Genomic DNA, 17,964 nt, shown 5'->3' with positions numbered 1-17,964 from the left:
GCTCGCTCCCACAGGTTTTAGTAATTCAGGCTTAGCCCGATATTGGCGCCCTGTTGCGTCACGCCATCACTCTTTCTCACGTGATAAGTCGCCTGCAGCACAAGGTCGGCGGTCAGCGTGCGGGTGAACCCCAGGCTTATGCGGTCAAGGCTGCTTGGTGGCGTATAGCCTTCGAGCTTGAAGCGGTTGTTGGGCAGGCTGTTGAGCGCGATGTCCAGGCGCTGGGTGCGGGCCTGGAACTCATGCTCATGGGCGGCTTCAGCAAACACGCGGATCTGCGGGGTCAACTGGTAACTGGCAAGCAAACCCGCGCCCAGGCGCTTTGAAACCAGTGTCTGCTCTTCGTAGTTCAATGCAGTCGAACGTCGGCCCTTTTCTTCATAGCGGTTAACTTCCACCCGCGAGTAGTCGGCGCTGATAAAAGGCGACAGCTGCCACAGATCTGCAGCCTGTGCGATTTCATACCCCAGGCGTGTACTTAATGCCCGCAGATGTCCGTCGGCCTGGCCTTGCTCCATGCCTTCACCCACACCAAGCGCGAATTTACGCTTTAGGCTGTCGTAATCCAACCTGCCCAAAGTCAGTGCGGCATCACCCCACCAGTGACTGTGCTGGTATTGGGCAAACACGCTGCCCATATAGCTGTTGAGCTTGTAGTCCGATTCATTGGCTCCGGTCTCCAGGCGTTGCCGGTAAAACCCGCCTGCAACGCCAAATCGCCAGGTTTCATCCAGCCTGTAGCTGGTGCCGATGTTCAGGTTGTAGCCTTTGCCATCGGCACTCACGGACGTGGCCTGCTTGTCGATTTCCAGGCGTTGCCCGCCACCGGCGAGCAGGGGTCTCCATTGGCCAACGGCTTGCCAATGGCCGTTATCGCCAGCCCATTGGTGACGCAGTTGGTCTTGATGGGCGTTTAGCGAGCCTTGGGCCATGACGGGTAACAAGGTCAGCTCCCATGGGGTGGCCAGCAATGAGTAGGCATAGTCGGCAATCAGCTGTTGCCCTGTCTCGGTGGGGTGTACCGAGTCGTTGAACAGCAGTTTGGCCGGGTTGGGGGTTGCGCTGTTGAGGCCGTACTGCGGGTTTTCCGTACACTCTTCGCCGTTGAAACAGGTCGCGACAAGGTCCTGCCCCAGTGCCAGGCCATAACGGGTGGGGTCTGCGATGGCTTCACGCAGCAGCAGCGGGATATTGAGGGGGATCACCTCGGCGTCAATCTGCGCCAGTTGCTGGGTTAGCTCATGATTGAACAGAGCGCTCAGGGCGCTGGTGCCAGCCTGTGTGGGTGTACCGTAAACGGCTGGCGTGAGGCCCAGATCGGGCAGCAGCCAGACCATGATGTAGCGTGCCCCTGCCTGTTGCAGGGTGTGGGCGCTTGCCGCCAGCCTTTGTGCGGCTTGGCCTGCTTCGGCGGGGTTGGTGACCTTGCCTTGGAGAAAGTCATTGCCGCCACCTGAAATGAAATACAACGCCTTGGGGTCAGCCGTGAAGCTGTTCTGCACAAGGTAACCAGGCTTGCTGCGCAGGACGTAGCCGCCTACCAAGGCCCAGTCATCCGGGAAGGCGACCTTTGACTCGGTCTTGATGGAATTGAGTATCTGGTCTGTGCGATAGCCGCCCACCGCCCAGTTGTTGCCGTCGGGTTCCCCGGTAAGAAAGTTACCCGGCGATGTGGACGGGCGCAGATCTGCGGGTGCGATACCCAGTTTTATGCCCAGCCGAGTGGGCGCAACGCCAGCATATTCCTCACCCCGGTATTCCTTGTATGTCGGTCCGGTGAGATTGGTGAAACGCATGCCACTGCCTACCCCTGGATAATGCCCCGAGTCGCTCAGGCTGTCGCCGAACACAATCATGGTGGAGTACGGGGAGGGTGCTGCAACTGCTCGTTCACTGACGATGGACAAGATACATCCCGCCAGGGGGATAATTAGGGAAAACCTGCGCATGTGACGACCTGTTTTTATTATTTGGGTTACAGACCTTAGCAAGACAATCTGTATTAAATGTTTCATGAAAAACAAAGTCACAAAGTACTTAACAGGTGTTTTTCCCCGTATGTGCTGCCCCGTGTTGCACCTGTTGCAAGGCTACGTTACTGTGCCATGACGTAGAAATGAGACCCTTCCTGTGTTGATCATCAGCAAACTCTTTATGCGAGTTCTCAAGGCCCATGGCCGTTGGCGTTGGCGCGCCTAATATTTCTCTGCCGGCCTCGCCGGACCTGCCCCCTGCGTTTTCCTGAATGGCTACCCCTCGGTTGGTGTGTTCAATCCAGCAATCGAAACTGCGGGTAATGCATTCTGAAAACAGTTTTGAATGTCAGTGAATTCAGAGGTTTAGCAACATGTTGCTGATGATCGATAATTACGACTCTTTTACTTACAACGTTGTGCAGTACCTCGGCGAGTTGGGTGCCGAGGTCAAGGTGGTGCGCAACGATGAGTTGACCGTGGCCCAGATCGAAGCGCTCCAGCCCGAGCGCATTGTGGTCTCGCCCGGTCCATGCACGCCGAATGAGGCGGGCATCTCTCTTGAAGCCATCAAGCACTTTGCGGGCAAACTACCGATCCTGGGCGTGTGCCTGGGCCATCAGTCCATCGGCCAGGCCTTTGGCGGCGATGTGGTACGCGCGCGCCAGGTGATGCACGGCAAGACCAGTCCGGTTTATCACCTCGATACCGGAGTGTTCCAGGGTCTGAACAATCCGCTGACCGTGACCCGTTACCACTCGTTGGTGGTCAAGCGCGACACCCTGCCGGATTGCCTGGAGCTGACGGCCTGGACCCAGCTTGAAGATGGCTCGGTCGACGAGATCATGGGCCTGCGCCACAAGACGCTGAACATCGAAGGGGTGCAATTTCACCCTGAGTCGATCCTGACCGAACAGGGTCATGAACTGTTTGCCAACTTTCTTAAACAAACCGGCGGCACGCGCTAAGGACTTCAAATGGATATCAAGACAGCCCTGAACCGTATCGTCGGTCACCTCGACCTGACCACCGATGAAATGCGTGATGTGATGCGCGACATCATGACCGGTCAATGCACCGAGGCGCAGATTGGCGCGTTCATGATGGGCATGCGCATGAAGAGCGAAAGCATCGACGAAATCGTCGGTGCCGTGACCGTGATGCGCGAGCTGGCAGACAAGGTTGAACTCAAGACCCTGGACGGCGTGGTCGATATCGTTGGTACCGGCGGCGACGGCGCGAATATTTTCAACGTGTCCACCGCTTCGGCGTTGGTGATTTCGGCCGCTGGCTGCACGGTGGCCAAGCATGGCAACCGCGCGGTGTCCGGTAAAAGCGGCAGTGCCGACCTGCTGGAAGCGGCCGGTGTGTACCTGAACCTGACCCCGGTTCAAGTTGCCCGCTGCATTGACAGCGTGGGCATCGGTTTTATGTTCGCACAATGCCATCATGGCGCCATGAAGCATGCGGCCATCCCTCGTCGCGATCTTGGCCTGCGTACCCTGTTCAATATGCTTGGCCCGCTTACGAATCCGGCTGGTGTATTGCATCAAGTGGTCGGCGTGTTCAATCAGGCGCTGTGCCGGCCCCTGGCTGAAGTGTTGCAGCGTCTGGGCAGCAAGCACGTGCTGGTGGTGCACTCGCAGGATGGCCTGGATGAGTTCAGCCTGGCAGCACCGACCTTTGTAGCGGAATTGCATAAAGGTGAAATCAAGGAGTATTGGGTTCAGCCTGAAGACCTTGGCATCAAGAGCCAAAGCCTGTTTGGCCTGGTGGTCGACAGCCCGGAGCAATCGCTGGAGCTGATCCGTGATGCCTTGGGGCGGCGCAAAACCGAAGCAGGCCAGAAAGCGGCTGAAATGATTGTACTCAATGCAGGTGCTGCTCTGTACGCCGCGGACCTTGCCTACACACTCAAAGAAGGTGTGGAATTGGCCCACGACGCGCTGCATACCGGGCTGGCCCGGGAAAAGCTCGAAGAGCTCGGCGCCTTTACCGCGATTTTCAAGCAGGAGAATGAAGCATGAGTGTGCCAACCGTTCTGGAAAATATTCTGGCGCGTAAAGTTCAGGAGGTTGCCGAGCGCAGTGCGCGGGTAAGCCTGGCTGAACTTGAGCGTTTGGCCGCTCAGGCTGATCCTGTTCGTGGTTTTGCCAGTGCCTTGCTGGCGCAGGCCAGGAAAAAACAGCCCGCGGTGATTGCTGAAATCAAAAAGGCATCGCCGAGCAAGGGTGTGATTCGCGAGCACTTCGTGCCTGCCGAGATTGCTAAAAGCTATCAGGCAGGTGGCGCTACCTGCCTGTCAGTGCTGACCGATATCGACTACTTCCAGGGTGCCGATGCGTACCTGCAGCAGGCACGTGCCGCGAGTACTTTGCCGGTTATCCGCAAGGACTTCATGATCGACCCTTACCAGGTCGTCGAAGCCCGGGCGTTGGGCGCCGACTGTGTGCTGTTGATCGTCTCTGCCCTGGACGACGTAAAAATGGCCGAGCTGGCGGCTGTTGCCAAAAGCGTCGGGCTGGATGTGCTGGTTGAAGTGCATGATGGCGATGAGCTTGAACGTGCGCTTAAAACCCTCGACACACCGCTGGTGGGTATCAACAACCGCAACCTGCACACCTTTGAAGTCAGCCTGGAAACCACGCTGGACCTGTTGCCGCGCGTTCCCCGTGACCGTTTGGTGATTACCGAAAGCGGCATTCTCAACCGGGCGGATGTGGAGTTGATGGAAATCAGCGAAGTGTATTCGTTCCTGGTGGGCGAAGCCTTTATGCGTGCCGAAAACCCAGGCAATGAACTGCAGCGCTTGTTCTTCCCTGAGCGTGCTACTGCAGTGACGGGCTCGACCCTGGATTGACCCAATCCCCCCCTGTGGGAGCGGGCTTGCTCGCGATAGCATCAGTGCGATTTGCCTGTCAGGCCACGGCGCATGAATCGCGGGCAAGCCCGCTCCCACAAGGGCTCAGTGTCTGATAAGGAATCCCATGACACCCATTCAGCAACTCACCGTCGAAGCCGGCCTCAAGGCCGAACAGGATTTATTGGCATCTGTGTGTGCCGGTGAGTGCGAGGCGGGTGTGCTGTTCTGGCAGCCCACCGACCGGGCGCTGGTCATGCCACGGCGCTTGAGTCGCCTGCCCGGTTTTGAGCAGGCCAGTGTCGAACTGGCTGCCAGTGGCTGGCCAATCCTGCTGCGTGAAACCGGTGGCGAACCCGTTCCGCAATCGGCATCGACCGTCAATATTGCCCTGGTTTACGCACCTTTACCCAGTGAAGGCGATCATGGGCGTATCGAAACGGCTTATCGCCGTTTGTGCGAGCCCATCTGTGATTTGTTGACGCAATTGGGTGGGGAGGCGTCTTTGGGGGAGGTTGAAGGCGCGTTTTGTGATGGTCGCTTCAACGTCAATCTCAATGCCCGAAAACTGGTAGGCACCGCCCAGCGCTGGCGCCAGAGCAAAGGCGGGCAGCGCCCTGTCGGTCTTGTGCACGGTGCCTTGCTGGTGGATAACGAACGTGAGTCGATGGTGGCTGCAGTCAATCGATTCAATCGGTTATGCGATCTGGAGCAACATTGCATGGCCGACAGCCATATTGCGCTGCACGAGGCCTTTGCCGCTCCCGATTTCTTTGAGCGCCTGAGTGCCAGTTATCAACAGCTCCTGGCGCCCTTGCTCAAGGTTTAGCGCGTACCGAACACCACCATGGTCTTGCCTTTGACGCTTACCAGGTTCTGTTCTTCCAGGCTTTTGAGTACGCGTCCTACCATCTCTCGCGAACAGCCGACAATCCTGCCGATTTCCTGCCGAGTGATCTTGATTTGCATGCCATCGGGATGGGTCATGGCGTCCGGTTGCTTGCACAGTTCCAGCAGGCAGCGAGCCACTCTTCCGGTGACATCAAAGAACGCAAGATCACCGACCTTGCGTGTGGTGTTGCGCAGGCGCTGTGCGATTTGGCCACTCATCGCGTAAAGAATTTCTGGTTCTTGCTGGGTGTACTCTCGGAATTTTGGGTAGCTGATTTCAGCAACTTCGTACTCGGTCTTGGCTCGAACCCATGCACTGCGCGTCTGCTCCTGGCCTGCCTGTTCAAACAGACCCAGCTCGCCGATAAAGTCGCCGCTATTGAGGTAGGCAATGATCATTTCACGACCTTCCTCGTCTTCAATCAAAACCGTTACCGAGCCTTTGATGATGAAAAACAGGGTGTGTGAAGATTCGCCAGCGCAGATGATATTGCTCTTGGCGGGGTAGCGTTTGCGCTGGCAAAAAGTCAAAAACTTGTCGAGGTTTTTGATCTTGGGTATGGGAGTAAGAGCAACCATGGTTGTTTCCCGGAAAGCTGGCACAGTAAGGGTCAGATCTATTTTTATATAGAGTGCTAGCTGGCTGGCGCCGGCTATTTGGCGCCAGCTTACCAGACAGGTTCTGTGTGGTTAGTAGAATTTTCAGAGTGGCTTATCGGAGAAACGCTTCAGTGCGGCGAGTTATGAGTTTCTGGCCCTGTGCTAAGCTGGCGCCCCTTTTAAAACAGTGGAGTCTGGGCGATGAAGGCACGCATTCAATGGGCTGGCGAAGCCATGTTTTTGGGCGAATCCGGTAGTGGCCACGTTGTTGTAATGGATGGCCCGCCTGAGAGTGGCGGTCGCAACCTGGGCGTGCGTCCGATGGAAATGCTGCTGTTGGGCCTCGGCGGCTGCAGCAACTTTGACGTGGTCAGCATTCTCAAGAAGTCGCGTCAGGCGGTTGAGAGCTGTGAAGCGTTTCTGGAGGCTGAGCGCGCCACCGAAGATCCAAAGGTGTTCACCAAAATACACCTGCACTTTGTGGTCAAGGGTCGTGGTTTGAAAGAAGCCCAGGTCAAGCGCGCCATCGAGCTGTCGGCCGAGAAGTATTGTTCGGCTTCGATCATGCTCGGCGCTGCGGGTGTTGCCATCAGCCATGACTATGAAATTATTGAACTGGCCTGAGCGGACATTCAATTTTCATAAAAGCGATGCAGACTCTGGCGATCAGTCGCTGACGTCTGCATAATGCGCCACTTTTTTCAGGGTAGTGGCGGGGTTGATTCCCGGCCGCATGTCCGAACAGATAACCAAAATCGCCATCGCGAAGAGGTGTTAACCGTCCTACGCAGGTGCGTCCCACGCACTTGACGGGCATGCTGGATCACGCGGCCGAGCCGCATCGACATAGAGAGTTTTATAACGGTGAAAAGCAAACTCAAGCTCCACGGGTTCAATAACCTGACAAAGACCTTGAGCTTCAACATCTATGACATCTGTTATGCGGAAACCCCGCAAGACCAGCAGGCATATGTTGAGTACATCAATCAAGAGTACGACGCAGAGCGCCTGACGCAGATCCTTACAGATGTGGTTGATATCATTGGTGCCAACATCCTGAACATTGCCCGTCAGGATTACGACCCCCAAGGCGCCAGCGTGACTATTCTGATCTCCGAGCAGCCGGTAATACCTACCGAAAGCCAGATCGAAGAGTCCCCAGGCCCGCTGCCCGAGACCATCCTGGCTCACCTCGACAAAAGCCATATCACGGTGCATACCTACCCGGAAATTCATCCGGTTGATGGGATTGCAACATTCCGTGTGGATATTGACGTGTCGACGTGCGGCGTTATTTCACCGCTTAAAGCTCTCAACTATCTGATCCATCAGTTTGATTCGGATATCGTGACTGTCGATTACCGTGTACGGGGTTTCACCCGTGACGTGGAAGGCAAAAAGCACTTTATCGATCACGAGATCAACTCGATCCAGAACTACCTCTCCGAAGACACCCGCGACGGTTACCAGATGACCGACGTAAATGTGTACCAGGAAAACCTGTTCCACACCAAGATGCTGCTCAAGGAGTTCGAACTGGATAACTACCTGTTCGGCGATGCCACCAGCAATCTGTCGGTTGAACAGCGCGCCCAGGTCACTGAACGGGTGAAACACGAAATGCTCGAGATTTTCTACGCGCGCAACATGGCGTAAATTCTCGGCATATAAAAAGGCGGCTACCTCACGGTAGCCGCCTTTTTTTGTGCTTCGCAGAACCCCTGTGGGAGCGGGCTTGCTCGCGATGGCCTGACCACGGTTAGACAGAAAGGCCGCGGCGCTTGAATCGCAAACTGGCCTGCTTGCACAAAGACTGTGCTGTCAGATCCGGTAGGTGCTTTTGGTCATGACCTTGGCCATCAGGCTCATGCCGAACTTCACCGGGGCAGGGAAGCGAAAACCGCCGGCATTGAGCGCGGACTCTGCGTGCTGTTCTTCGTCGATACGCATTTGCTCAAGAATTGCCCGGGACTTTTCATCCTCAGGCGGCAGTTGCTCAAGATGCTCGTTCAGATGCTTGCACACCTGATCTTCAGTCGCTGCCACGAACCCCAGGCTGACTTTGTCGCTAATCAAGCCGGCAGCGGCGCCTATCCCGAAGGACATGCCGTAAAATAACGGGTTCAGCACGCTGGGGTGGCTATCCAGTTGACGGATGCGTTGTTCACACCAGGCCAGATGATCGATTTCTTCTTCCGCGGCATGTTCCATCGCCTCACGCACATGGGGAAGCTTGGCTGTCAGCGCCTGGCCTTGATACAAGGCTTGAGCACAGACTTCGCCGGTATGGTTGATACGCATCAGACCGGCAACATGACGCTTGGCCTGTGGGTCCAAAGGGTGTTCAGGTTTGACGATGGCAGGCGACGGCCGATGCGGCTGACCGCTGAACGGCAGCAGTGTTCGCAAGGCGGTATCGGCTTGTAACAGAAGACGGTCAATCGGCGAGTAGTGACGTTGGGTAGTCATGCTTACCTCCGGAAAAAATCACGGCGGTCAGTTTACCCCAATCCCGCAGCCGGGGTTTGCGTTGGATCACGGGTGAACGCGAGAGCCATCGGGCTCACGCGTCATAGTTATTGATCAATCAACCCGGCGGCCAGTTCATCTGGCGCTGACCCAGAACATGCATATGAATGTGGTAGACGGTCTGACCGCCCTTTTCATTGCAGTTCATCACCACGCGAAAGCCGTCTTCGCAGCCCAGCTCTTTGGCCAGACGCTGTGCCGTGAACAGGATATGGCCTGCCAGCGGCTTGTCTTCTTCGGTCAGGTCGTTGAGCGTGCGGATCGGTTTTTTCGGGATAACCAGAAAGTGGACCGGTGCTTGTGGGGCGATATCGTGAAAAGCCAACACTTGATCGTCTTCATAGATGATCTTGGCGGGTATTTCGCGGTTGATGATCTTGGTGAACAGAGTATCCAAAGCTGTGTCTCCGTGAGTGAAGTCCGGTCTGAGTGTACTCAGGGCAGTCAGTTACGCCCAGCCTCGTTAACGAGGGCAGTAGGATTTGTTGACTGAGGCGGCTATTTTTCGCGTCATCCAGCGTGAGAGCAGGCGTGGCAAGCGAGTTATCCAGCGATTGCGCCGCCCGGGAATGATGATCGCCCTGTTTTTGTCGAGTGCGCGCACAGTGTAGAGCGCAACTTCTTCTGGGGTCATGGCGCTGGTACTTTGCTTGATGGCGTCGGTATTCATGTTGGCTGCATCAAAAAAGCGGGTGCGGGTGATGCCGGGGCAAAGGACTGAAACCTTGATGCCGGTTTTTTTCACTTCCTCGCGCAAACCTTCGGAAAAATGCAGCACATAGGCCTTGCTCGCAAAGTAGGTACTGAGCCAGGGCCCGGGCTGGAAGGCGGCGATCGAAGCTACATTGAGAATTTGCCCGCCGCCCTGGACGGCCATCATATTGCCGACGGCGTGGCACAAGCGGGTGAGCGCCAGCACATTGAGCTCGATCAGATCTTGTTCGGCACTCCAGTCGTGGGCCAGGAACGGCCCGCAGGTGCCTATGCCCGCGCAGTTGACCAGCAGATCGATCTGACGATCGCCTTCTTCGAGTTCGAGCAAAAAACCGGACAGGCGCAGGGGCTCGCCAAGATCACAGGCGCGGAACAACACCTCGATACCGAAACGCTGGGTCAGCTCAAGGGCAATGGTTTCCAGCGCATCCCGTTGGCGGGCCACCAAAATCAGGCTGCGCCCACGTCGGGCAAGGGCTTCAGCCAGGGCCAGGCCAATGCCGCTGGTGGCGCCAGTGATTAAAGCGTAACGGGTCATGCTGTTCTCCATTGCAACGGTACAGTCCGGTGACAATGATGTCCCTGGCGTTAACGCGTTCATTAAGGCACGCAGTCTACAGGCTGTTGCTGTTCACTGCGTTGATCACCGCAGTCATCAGGCCCAAAGCCAGCACGGCAACCATTGCGCAAATGCCCAATCCAATCAAAAAGATCGTGATTGCCGCCAGCACGTTGACGGCCCGGCTGTTGGGCGGTGGCGGCGGGCCATATTTATTTGGGCCGGGCGTGCCGGGCATCAGCAGCATCATGAGGGACAGAACCAGATTGGCCACTGGCACCAGATGCAGCAACAGCATCCAGGCAGACCAGTTTATGTCGTGTAAACGCTGGGCGCTGATTCTCAGGCTGATGATGAAGTAGGCCAATGTGAGCGTTGCACCACAGGTAATGCCAAGCGTGGGGGAAACCTTGACGGCAAGCAGCACCAGCAGTGACGTGATCATGGCGATGATGCTGATGATCATGCTCCAGGCCAGTAGCCGTAAACGCCCGATCCGGCCGCTGAATCCCAAAGGGTCAAGCGGTGCGTAGTGTTCTTGAGGGGTTTTGTCCAGGCTCAGCTCGGGCATGGTGGCTTCCTTGTCCGGATGTGTTTAACAAAAGCCCGCCGGGATTGGCGGGCTTGGTGCTGTCAGTGATGCGGCCAATGTCGGGCCAGCGTCGAAGTGAGGTTATGCGCCTTGCGGTATTCCTCATCGAGGCGTGCAATCAATTGATCGGTGGTGGGTAGATCGTGGATTTCTCCTACGCCTTGGCCCGCAGACCAGACCGTTTTCCATGCTTTGGCTTCATCGGTCAGCGGTTTGAGCCTGGCTTCGCTTTTGCCCTGGAGTGCCGCAAGGTCGAAACCTGCATTTTCAAGGCTTTGGCGCATAAAGCTGGCGGGTACCCCTGACACTGCCGGGGTGTGGATGATATCGGCAGCGCGGGATGCCAGCAGCATCTCTTTGTAGGCATCAGGCGCTTGGCTCTCTTGTGTAGCGATAAAGCGCGTGCCGAGGTAGGCAAGGTCTGCGCCCATAATCTGCGCGGCCAGGATCTCGTGGCCGTGGTTCAGGCAACCCGAGAGCAATACGGTTTTGTCGAAGAACTGGCGAATTTCGGCCAGCAATGCAAACGGGCTCCAGGTGCCCGCATGGCCACCGGCTCCGGCGGCGACGGCAATCAGCCCGTCGACCCCGGCTTCTGCGGCTTTTTCGGCATGACGACGGGTGGTGACATCGTGGAACACCAGCCCGCCATAACTGTGGACGGCATCCACCACCTCTTTGACTGCGCCCAGGCTGGTAATGACGATGGGCACCTTGTGCTCGATGCAGATCGCCAGGTCGGCCTGTAGCCGTGGGTTGCTGTTGTGCACGATCAGGTTCACGGCGTAGGGCGCAGGGTTATCCAATGTGGCGAGCCCGGCTTCGATCTCTTCCAGCCAGGCCTTGAACCCGCTGCTTTCACGCTGGTTGAGTGCAGGGAAGCTGCCCACTACCCCGTTGCGACAGCAGGCCAGCACCAGTTGCGGGTTGGAAATCAGAAACATGGGCGCAGCAACTACCGGCAGGCGCAAGCGTTGTTCAAGCAGGGCGGGCAGCGACATTGGATAACCTCGGCTAGTCAGGATGTGAGTTTAAAACGGTTTGACCACCACCAGAATTACGATAGCCAGCAAGAACACCACCGGCACTTCGTTGAACCAACGGTAGAACACGTGAGTGCGTTTGTTTTCACCACGGGCAAAACGCTTTACCTGTGCGCCGCACATATGGTGATAACCAATCAGCAGAAACACCAGTGTCAACTTGGCGTGCATCCAGCCTTGGCTGAGAAAGCCTGGGCTTAGCCACAATAGCCAGCCGCCGAAGATCAGGGTCGCAATCATTGCAGGCCCCATGATGCCGCGATACAGCTTGCGTTCCATGATGCTGAAGCGTTCTTTGCTGACGGAATCTTCGCTTTGTGCGTGGTAAACAAAGAGGCGGGGCAAGTAAAAAAGGCCTGCAAACCAGCAGACAATGCTGATGATGTGGAAGGCTTTTAGCCATAGATAAAGCATTTTTAGTTATTCCCAGGTTCACGGTAGATCAAATAGTAGTAGTAGAGCGTCTGTGAGTCACCTTGGCGGTTGTCGCAGGGGCGCGCTGACCCTATTATCAAAGGCTTTCCAGTGGTTTCGTTGAGGGCAGGTTATGGTCAAGGTCGGTATTGTCGGCGGCACGGGTTACACCGGGGTCGAATTGCTGCGTTTGCTGGCACAGCATCCGCAGGCAGAAGTGGTAGTCATCACTTCTCGATCCGAGGCGGGCCTGCCGGTTGCCGATATGTATCCCAACCTGCGCGGCCACTATGACGGCCTGGCCTTCAGCGTGCCGGACACGCAAACCCTGGGCGCGTGCGATGTGGTGTTCTTCGCTACACCTCACGGCGTAGCCCATGCCCTGGCGGGTGAACTGCTGGCCGCAGGCACCAAAGTTATCGACCTCTCTGCTGACTTCCGTCTGCAGGATGCCGAAGAGTGGGCCAAGTGGTACGGTCAGCCCCACGGTGCGCCAGAATTACTGGACGAAGCCGTATACGGCCTGCCGGAAGTGAACCGCGAGCAAATCAAAAAGGCCCGCTTGATCGCTGTGCCAGGTTGCTATCCGACCTCGGCGCAGTTGGGTTTCCTGCCGCTATTGGAGGCCGGTCTTGCAGAGACGACGCAGTTGATTGCTGACTGCAAGTCAGGTGTGAGCGGTGCCGGTCGGGGTGCCAGTGTGGGCGCGCTGTATGCCGAAACGTCAGAAAGCATGAAGGCGTATGCCGTTAAAGGTCATCGTCATTTGCCAGAAATTCGTCAGGGTCTGCGCCGCGCAGCGGGCAAGGATGTGGGGCTGACCTTCGTTCCGCATTTGACGCCGATGATCCGTGGTATCCATTCCACGCTGTACGCAACCGTGGTTGATCGCTCCGTTGATCTGCAGGCCTTGTACGAGAAGCGCTATGCCAACGAACCTTTCGTCGATGTGATGCCGGCTGGCAGCCACCCTGAAACCCGTAGCGTTCGCGGTGCCAACGTATGCCGTATTGCGGTGCATCGTCCGCAGGATGGCGACCTGGTGGTGGTGTTGTCGGTGATCGACAACCTGGTCAAGGGCGCGTCTGGCCAGGCCGTGCAGAACATGAACATCATGTTCGGTCTGGATGAGCGTCTGGGCTTGTCCCATGCTGGGATGTTGCCTTGACTGCAGCGTAGATTTGCGGCTTCAAACGGCAAGCGGGCAGTGCTTCGCTTGCCGTTGCTACTTATGAATAGTTGACCGCTTTTCTAGGAGAAGCGGATAATGCGCGTCATCACGCATTATGGCGGCATAACGCCGGGAGATAGTCAGCATGAGCGTCGAATCCTTCACCCCCATGGCTTTGCAATTCACCGAAGGTGCTGCGCACAAGGTGAAGAGCCTGGTCGATGAAGAGGGTAATGATCGTTTGAAGTTGCGCGTATTCGTTACGGGCGGCGGTTGTTCCGGTTTTCAGTATGGCTTCACCTTCGATGAAGAAGTGGCCGATGACGACACCCTGGTTGAGCGCGAAGGCGTTAGCCTGGTGGTCGATCCCATGAGCTTCCAGTACCTGGCGGGTGCCGAGGTGGATTATCAGGAAGGTCTGGAAGGCTCGCGCTTTGTAATCAAGAACCCGAATGCCACCACCACCTGTGGTTGCGGCTCGTCGTTCTCGATCTGATTGCATTAACAGGCTTTAAACTCAACGCCGCGTCGATTCGCGGCGTTTTGCTGTCTGGCGTTTGGCGGAGGAGTCAGGCGGGGTAGATGGCGCCCAGCACGCGAAGGCCGCGTGCGCCGGTAACGCTGGGGCGGTTGGTGGGGATGCCTTCCAGGCAGCAGTGGGCAAGCCAGGCAAAGGCCATGGCTTCAACCCAGTCAGGGTCAACCCCCTTGGCCTGGGTGCTGCTCACTCGAGCGGGTGCAAGCAAATCGCCAAGGCGGGCCATCAAGGCTGCGTTATGGGCGCCACCACCGCATACCAGCAGCTCGTCCGTGTGTGGCTGGGCTGTTTGCAGCGACTGCACGATGGTCTGTGCGGTGAGTTCCAGCAAGGTTGCTTGAACGTCTTCGGCAGGAAAGGTCGGCAGATTGAACAGGTGCTGCTTCAGCCATGCGAGGTTGAATACCTCACGGCCTGTGCTTTTTGGGCCCTGGGTCTGGAAGAACGGGTCGCTGAGCAGGGCGTTGAGCAGCAGCGGTTCAACCTTGCCGCTGGCTGCCCAGTCGCCGTTGCGGTCATAGAGTTCGCCACGTTTTTCCTGTATCCAGGCATCCAGCAAGACGTTTCCGGGGCCGCAGTCGAATCCTGCAACGGGAAGGGCGGGGGTTATCAGGCTCAGATTACTGAAGCCGCCTACGTTCAGTACCGCGCGGTTGCCGCCTTCACCTGTGAACAAGGCCTCGTGGAACGCAGGAACCAAGGGCGCGCCCTGGCCCCCGGCAGCCACATCGCGACGACGGAAATCACCGACGACGCAGATGTCAGTCAGTTCGGCCAGCAGTGCCGGATTGCCGATCTGCACGGTAAAGCCCCGGGCGGGCTCGTGGCGAATGGTCTGACCATGACTGCCGATTGCGCGGATATCAGCAGGGGAGAGTTGTTGCTGTGCGAGAAGGGTGTTGACGCCCTGAGCCGCCAGCTCGACCCAGTGGTTTTCGGCAATTGCACAGCGGGCCACTTCATCTGCGCCGCTGGCGCACAAGCCAAGCAACTCGCTGCGCAAGGCCTTCGGCATGGGGGTGTAATGGGTGGCGAGCAACCTGATGCCTGCCTCCAGCTCTATAAGGGCAATGTCCATACCGTCCAGGCTGGTTCCGGACATCACGCCTATATAGAGGGCCATGGCTTAGCGCTTGCTCGAGGCCAGAAGAGTGGCCTTTTCCTGGTTCATGCGCGCCATCAACGGCTGGCTCTGCTGCAGGAAGCGGGTGCGTTCGGCCTTGGCGATCGGGTCGGCCATCGGCAGTTTCTGGCCCAGCGGGTCAACGTGTACGCCGTTAACCTGGAATTCGTAGTGCAAGTGCGGGCCGGTCGAAAGGCCGGTAGTGCCGATATAGCCAATCACCTGGCCCTGCTTGACCGAACCGCCGGTTTTCACGCCCTTGGCGAAGCCTTGCATGTGCCCGTAAAGGGTACGGTAGGTGTTGCCGTGTTGAATGATCACGGTGTTGCCATAGCCTCCCCGACGGCCGGCTAGAAGCACTTTGCCGTCACCGGTAGCCTTGATTGGAGTACCGCGTGGCGCTGCGTAATCCACACCTTTGTGGGCGCGGATCTTGTTCAGGATCGGGTGCTTGCGGCCTGAGGAAAAGCGCGAGCTGATACGGGCAAAGTCCACCGGTGTGCGGATGAATGCCTTGCGCATGCTGCTGCCATCAGCGGTGTAGTAATTGCTGATCCCCTGTTTATTGGTATAGCGCACTGCGGTGAAGGTTTTGCCGCGGTTGGTAAAGCGTGCAGAGAGGATATTGCCGGTGCCAACGGTTTTGCCGTTGATCACTTTCTGCTCATAGATCACTTCAAACTGGTCGCCAGGGCGAATGTCCTGGGCGAAGTCGATGTCGTAACCGAATACTTTGGCCATATCCATCGTGGTGCTGTGTGGCAAGCCTGCGCGCTGACCCGAAACAGACAGGGAGCTGCTGATCACGCCGTGTGCATACGCCGAACGCATGGTCGGCTGGGTGGTCACGCGGCGAAAGGTATAGCCTTTGGCGGTTTTGTTGAGGGTGATGGTCTCCAGGTCGCTGACCTGGCTGTGCAGCTTGTTCAGCTGCTGACCGTCGGGGCTCATTTCAAATTCGAGTTTCTGGCCGTGCTTGAGCTGGCTGAACTGCTTGGCTTGCTTGTCGCTTGCCAGTACTTCATGCACGGAGGTCGCAGGCAGGCCGACCTTCTGGAACAGGGTTGAAAGCGTATCGCCCTTGCTGACGATCACTTCGCGGTGGCTTGGGGCAGGGGCAGCTTCTGGCTCGACTTTGGCGGTCGCTACCGGGGCGCTGTCCTGCTGTTCGATCTGGGCAAATGGCGATGGATTCGCTTCATTTGTGGCTTGAACGAGATCTGCGGCGTCTTGATCTTGTGTCAGTTGTTCTGCCGGGCTTTCCAGCTCCAGATTCAGGGTCGTTCTTTTGGCTTCTACTTCGCTGGAGGGAAAGACCAGCAAGGCCAGACTTAAGAGGGCGGCGATACCACTTGCGGCAAGCAGGTGGGTCTTCGGATAAAGCGGTGGCGCTTTAGGCGGTTGACTGGTCATAGATGATTTTGACTTTGAGATAAGGATGAATTGGAAAAGATGACTGACACAATGAATATGAAATAACTGTATAAAATATAACCAAATCGCCCTTGAAGCAAGTCTGCGAACCATTCGCGCGCGGATAGTCGGCCGTATGCCTGCCGGAACTTGTAATTAGTCCCTGATCTTGTATCGTTGGTTCCCTTTGAATTTGAGCCTTACGGGTCTGATATGAAGTCGGTAGAAGAGCAGCTAGCGCTAATCAAGCGGGGTGCCGAAGAGGTACTGGTCGAGTCTGAATTGGTTGAGAAACTCAAGCGCGGTCAGCCGTTGCGAATCAAGGCCGGCTTCGACCCTACGGCGCCCGATCTGCACTTGGGTCATACCGTGCTTATTAACAAGCTGCGCCAGTTCCAGGAACTGGGTCATCAGGTGATCTTCCTGATTGGTGATTTCACCGGGATGATCGGTGATCCAAGTGGCAAAAGCGCAACCCGTCCACCGCTGACGCGTGAGCAGGTGCTCGAGAACGCCGAGACCTACAAGACTCAGGTGTTCAAGATCCTTGATCCGGCAAAAACCGAGGTGGCATTCAACTCCACCTGGATGGATCAAATGGGGCCTGCCGACTTCATTCGGCTTACCTCTCAATACACCGTTGCTCGCATGCTTGAGCGCGATGACTTCGACAAGCGCTACACCACCAATCAGCCTATCGCGATTCACGAGTTCCTTTATCCGCTTGTGCAGGGTTATGACTCGGTTGCGCTCAAGGCAGACGTTGAGTTGGGCGGTACTGATCAGAAGTTCAACTTGCTGATGGGTCGTGAGTTGCAGCGCGGCTACGGTCAGGAAGCTCAGTGTATTGTGACCATGCCTTTGCTCGAAGGTCTGGATGGCGTCAAGAAGATGTCCAAGTCCCTGGGTAACTATGTCGGTATCCAGGAAGCGCCAGGCGTGATGTACAGCAAGCTGGTTTCCATTCCTGATGCTCTGATGTGGCGTTACTTTGAATTGCTGAGCTTTCGTTCCATGGACGAAATCAATGCATTCAAGGCTGAAGTCGAAGCCGGTGCCAATCCTCGAGACATCAAGATCAAGCTGGCTGAAGAGATTGTTGCCCGCTTCCACGGTGAGGAGGCTGCTGCCAATGCGCATCGTGGCGCCGGTAACCGGATGAAGGATGGCGAGCTGCCTGATGATCTGCCGGAGGTTGAACTGACTGCTACTGAGGATATGCCTATTGCTGCTGTCCTTAATAAAGCGGGCCTGGTGAAGAACTCTGCAGTGGCGCGCGACCTGTTGGGGTCGGGTGGTGTGCGTATAGATGGTGAAGTGGTTGATCGCACCTATATATATGCATTGGGTTCCACCCATGTGTGTCAGGCAGGTAAGAAGGCTTTCGCGCGAATCACCCTGAAAGCCGAGTAATGCTGGGGTTTAGGGTTAATTGATAGGTTTGTTCAATTAACCCTTGACTCGGAATTGTAACTGTCTATAATTCGCCCCACTTCCGGCGCAGTCGAAACGGAAAACTCCTTGAGTTTCAATGAGTTGGATGG

19 protein-coding genes are annotated in these 17,964 nt (G+C 56.7%); 9 read left to right on the top strand and 10 right to left on the bottom strand.

The window, feature by feature from the left end:
- Nucleotides 1–17: 17 nt before the first annotated feature.
- Nucleotides 18–1,949: an esterase EstP gene (gene estP / locus FHL07_RS21530; RefSeq protein ID WP_138738900.1), complete on the bottom strand. Its 1,932-nt coding sequence runs from the start codon at nt 1,947–1,949 to the stop codon at nt 18–20.
- Between the two features lie 398 nt (nt 1,950–2,347).
- On the opposite strand from estP, the gene FHL07_RS21525 reads away from it, so the two are divergent.
- The 4 genes from FHL07_RS21525 to FHL07_RS21510 all read left to right on the top strand — a co-directional run bounded on the left by FHL07_RS21525 (nt 2,348) and on the right by FHL07_RS21510 (nt 5,662).
- Nucleotides 2,348–2,941 (top strand): aminodeoxychorismate/anthranilate synthase component II, encoded by a 594-nt coding sequence (locus FHL07_RS21525; protein ID WP_094999949.1) that lies wholly within the window; start codon nt 2,348–2,350, stop codon nt 2,939–2,941.
- Between the two features lie 9 nt (nt 2,942–2,950).
- On the top strand, nt 2,951–4,000 hold the full coding sequence (trpD, locus tag FHL07_RS21520; protein WP_094999950.1) for an anthranilate phosphoribosyltransferase: 1,050 nt from the start codon (nt 2,951–2,953) through the stop codon (nt 3,998–4,000).
- The gene (gene trpC / locus FHL07_RS21515; RefSeq protein ID WP_095019506.1) at nt 3,997–4,833 is read left to right on the top strand and encodes an indole-3-glycerol phosphate synthase TrpC; all 837 of its coding nucleotides are present in this window, start codon (nt 3,997–3,999) and stop codon (nt 4,831–4,833) included. The genes trpD and trpC overlap by 4 nt, the downstream gene beginning before the upstream one ends.
- A gap of 127 nt (nt 4,834–4,960) precedes the next feature.
- Complete coding sequence (locus FHL07_RS21510; RefSeq protein ID WP_095019507.1) at nt 4,961–5,662, top strand: lipoate--protein ligase family protein; 702 nt, start codon at nt 4,961–4,963, stop codon at nt 5,660–5,662.
- On the opposite strand, the gene crp is transcribed toward FHL07_RS21510, so the two are convergent.
- Entirely contained in the window at nt 5,659–6,303 is a 645-nt protein-coding gene (gene crp / locus FHL07_RS21505) for a cAMP-activated global transcriptional regulator CRP (protein WP_138738899.1), read from the bottom strand. The two genes, FHL07_RS21510 and crp, sit on opposite strands and share 4 nt — an antisense overlap.
- A gap of 222 nt (nt 6,304–6,525) precedes the next feature.
- Between crp and FHL07_RS21500 the strand changes: the two genes are divergently transcribed.
- Nucleotides 6,526–6,948, top strand: a complete 423-nt coding sequence (locus FHL07_RS21500; protein WP_016782405.1) for an OsmC family protein — start codon at nt 6,526–6,528, stop codon at nt 6,946–6,948.
- A gap of 240 nt (nt 6,949–7,188) precedes the next feature.
- Entirely contained in the window at nt 7,189–7,980 is a 792-nt protein-coding gene (gene speD / locus FHL07_RS21495; RefSeq protein ID WP_016782404.1) for an adenosylmethionine decarboxylase, read from the top strand.
- A 165-nt stretch (nt 7,981–8,145) separates the two neighbouring features.
- On the opposite strand, the gene coq7 is transcribed toward speD, so the two are convergent.
- From coq7 to hemJ, 6 genes are all read right to left on the bottom strand, one after another.
- The gene (gene coq7, locus FHL07_RS21490; RefSeq protein WP_094999954.1) at nt 8,146–8,793 is read right to left on the bottom strand and encodes a 2-polyprenyl-3-methyl-6-methoxy-1,4-benzoquinone monooxygenase; all 648 of its coding nucleotides are present in this window, start codon (nt 8,791–8,793) and stop codon (nt 8,146–8,148) included.
- A gap of 118 nt (nt 8,794–8,911) precedes the next feature.
- Nucleotides 8,912–9,250, bottom strand: a complete 339-nt coding sequence (locus FHL07_RS21485) for a histidine triad nucleotide-binding protein (RefSeq protein WP_094999955.1) — start codon at nt 9,248–9,250, stop codon at nt 8,912–8,914.
- Between the two features lie 66 nt (nt 9,251–9,316).
- Nucleotides 9,317–10,105, bottom strand: a complete 789-nt coding sequence (locus FHL07_RS21480; RefSeq protein ID WP_095019508.1) for an SDR family NAD(P)-dependent oxidoreductase — start codon at nt 10,103–10,105, stop codon at nt 9,317–9,319.
- A gap of 76 nt (nt 10,106–10,181) precedes the next feature.
- Complete coding sequence (locus tag FHL07_RS21475; protein WP_094999957.1) at nt 10,182–10,697, bottom strand: DUF805 domain-containing protein; 516 nt, start codon at nt 10,695–10,697, stop codon at nt 10,182–10,184.
- A gap of 62 nt (nt 10,698–10,759) precedes the next feature.
- Complete coding sequence (locus tag FHL07_RS21470) at nt 10,760–11,719, bottom strand: NAD(P)H-dependent flavin oxidoreductase (RefSeq protein WP_094999958.1); 960 nt, start codon at nt 11,717–11,719, stop codon at nt 10,760–10,762.
- Nucleotides 11,720–11,749: 30 nt separating this feature from the next.
- Nucleotides 11,750–12,175, bottom strand: a complete 426-nt coding sequence (gene hemJ / locus FHL07_RS21465) for a protoporphyrinogen oxidase HemJ (protein WP_088378834.1) — start codon at nt 12,173–12,175, stop codon at nt 11,750–11,752.
- Between the two features lie 133 nt (nt 12,176–12,308).
- On the opposite strand from hemJ, the gene argC reads away from it, so the two are divergent.
- Nucleotides 12,309–13,343, top strand: coding sequence for an N-acetyl-gamma-glutamyl-phosphate reductase (gene argC / locus FHL07_RS21460; protein WP_095020428.1), 1,035 nt, complete (start codon nt 12,309–12,311; stop codon nt 13,341–13,343).
- Nucleotides 13,344–13,491: 148 nt separating this feature from the next.
- Nucleotides 13,492–13,842: an iron-sulfur cluster insertion protein ErpA gene (gene erpA, locus FHL07_RS21455; RefSeq protein ID WP_016782396.1), complete on the top strand. Its 351-nt coding sequence runs from the start codon at nt 13,492–13,494 to the stop codon at nt 13,840–13,842.
- Nucleotides 13,843–13,915: 73 nt separating this feature from the next.
- On the opposite strand, the gene FHL07_RS21450 is transcribed toward erpA, so the two are convergent.
- Nucleotides 13,916–15,007, bottom strand: a complete 1,092-nt coding sequence (locus tag FHL07_RS21450; protein WP_095019510.1) for an anhydro-N-acetylmuramic acid kinase — start codon at nt 15,005–15,007, stop codon at nt 13,916–13,918.
- A 3-nt stretch (nt 15,008–15,010) separates the two neighbouring features.
- On the bottom strand, nt 15,011–16,420 hold the full coding sequence (locus FHL07_RS21445; RefSeq protein ID WP_138738898.1) for a peptidoglycan DD-metalloendopeptidase family protein: 1,410 nt from the start codon (nt 16,418–16,420) through the stop codon (nt 15,011–15,013).
- 213 nt (nt 16,421–16,633) lie between these two features.
- Between FHL07_RS21445 and tyrS the strand changes: the two genes are divergently transcribed.
- Nucleotides 16,634–17,833 (top strand): tyrosine--tRNA ligase, encoded by a 1,200-nt coding sequence (tyrS, locus tag FHL07_RS21440; RefSeq protein WP_094999963.1) that lies wholly within the window; start codon nt 16,634–16,636, stop codon nt 17,831–17,833.
- The last annotated feature ends 131 nt before the right edge of the window (nt 17,834–17,964 follow it).

Source organism: Pseudomonas sp. FSL W7-0098, assembly GCF_005930585.1.
Taxonomy (GTDB): Bacteria; Pseudomonadota; Gammaproteobacteria; order Pseudomonadales; family Pseudomonadaceae; genus Aquipseudomonas; species Aquipseudomonas bubulae.
This window is presented reverse-complemented; position numbering and strand designations above follow the sequence as displayed.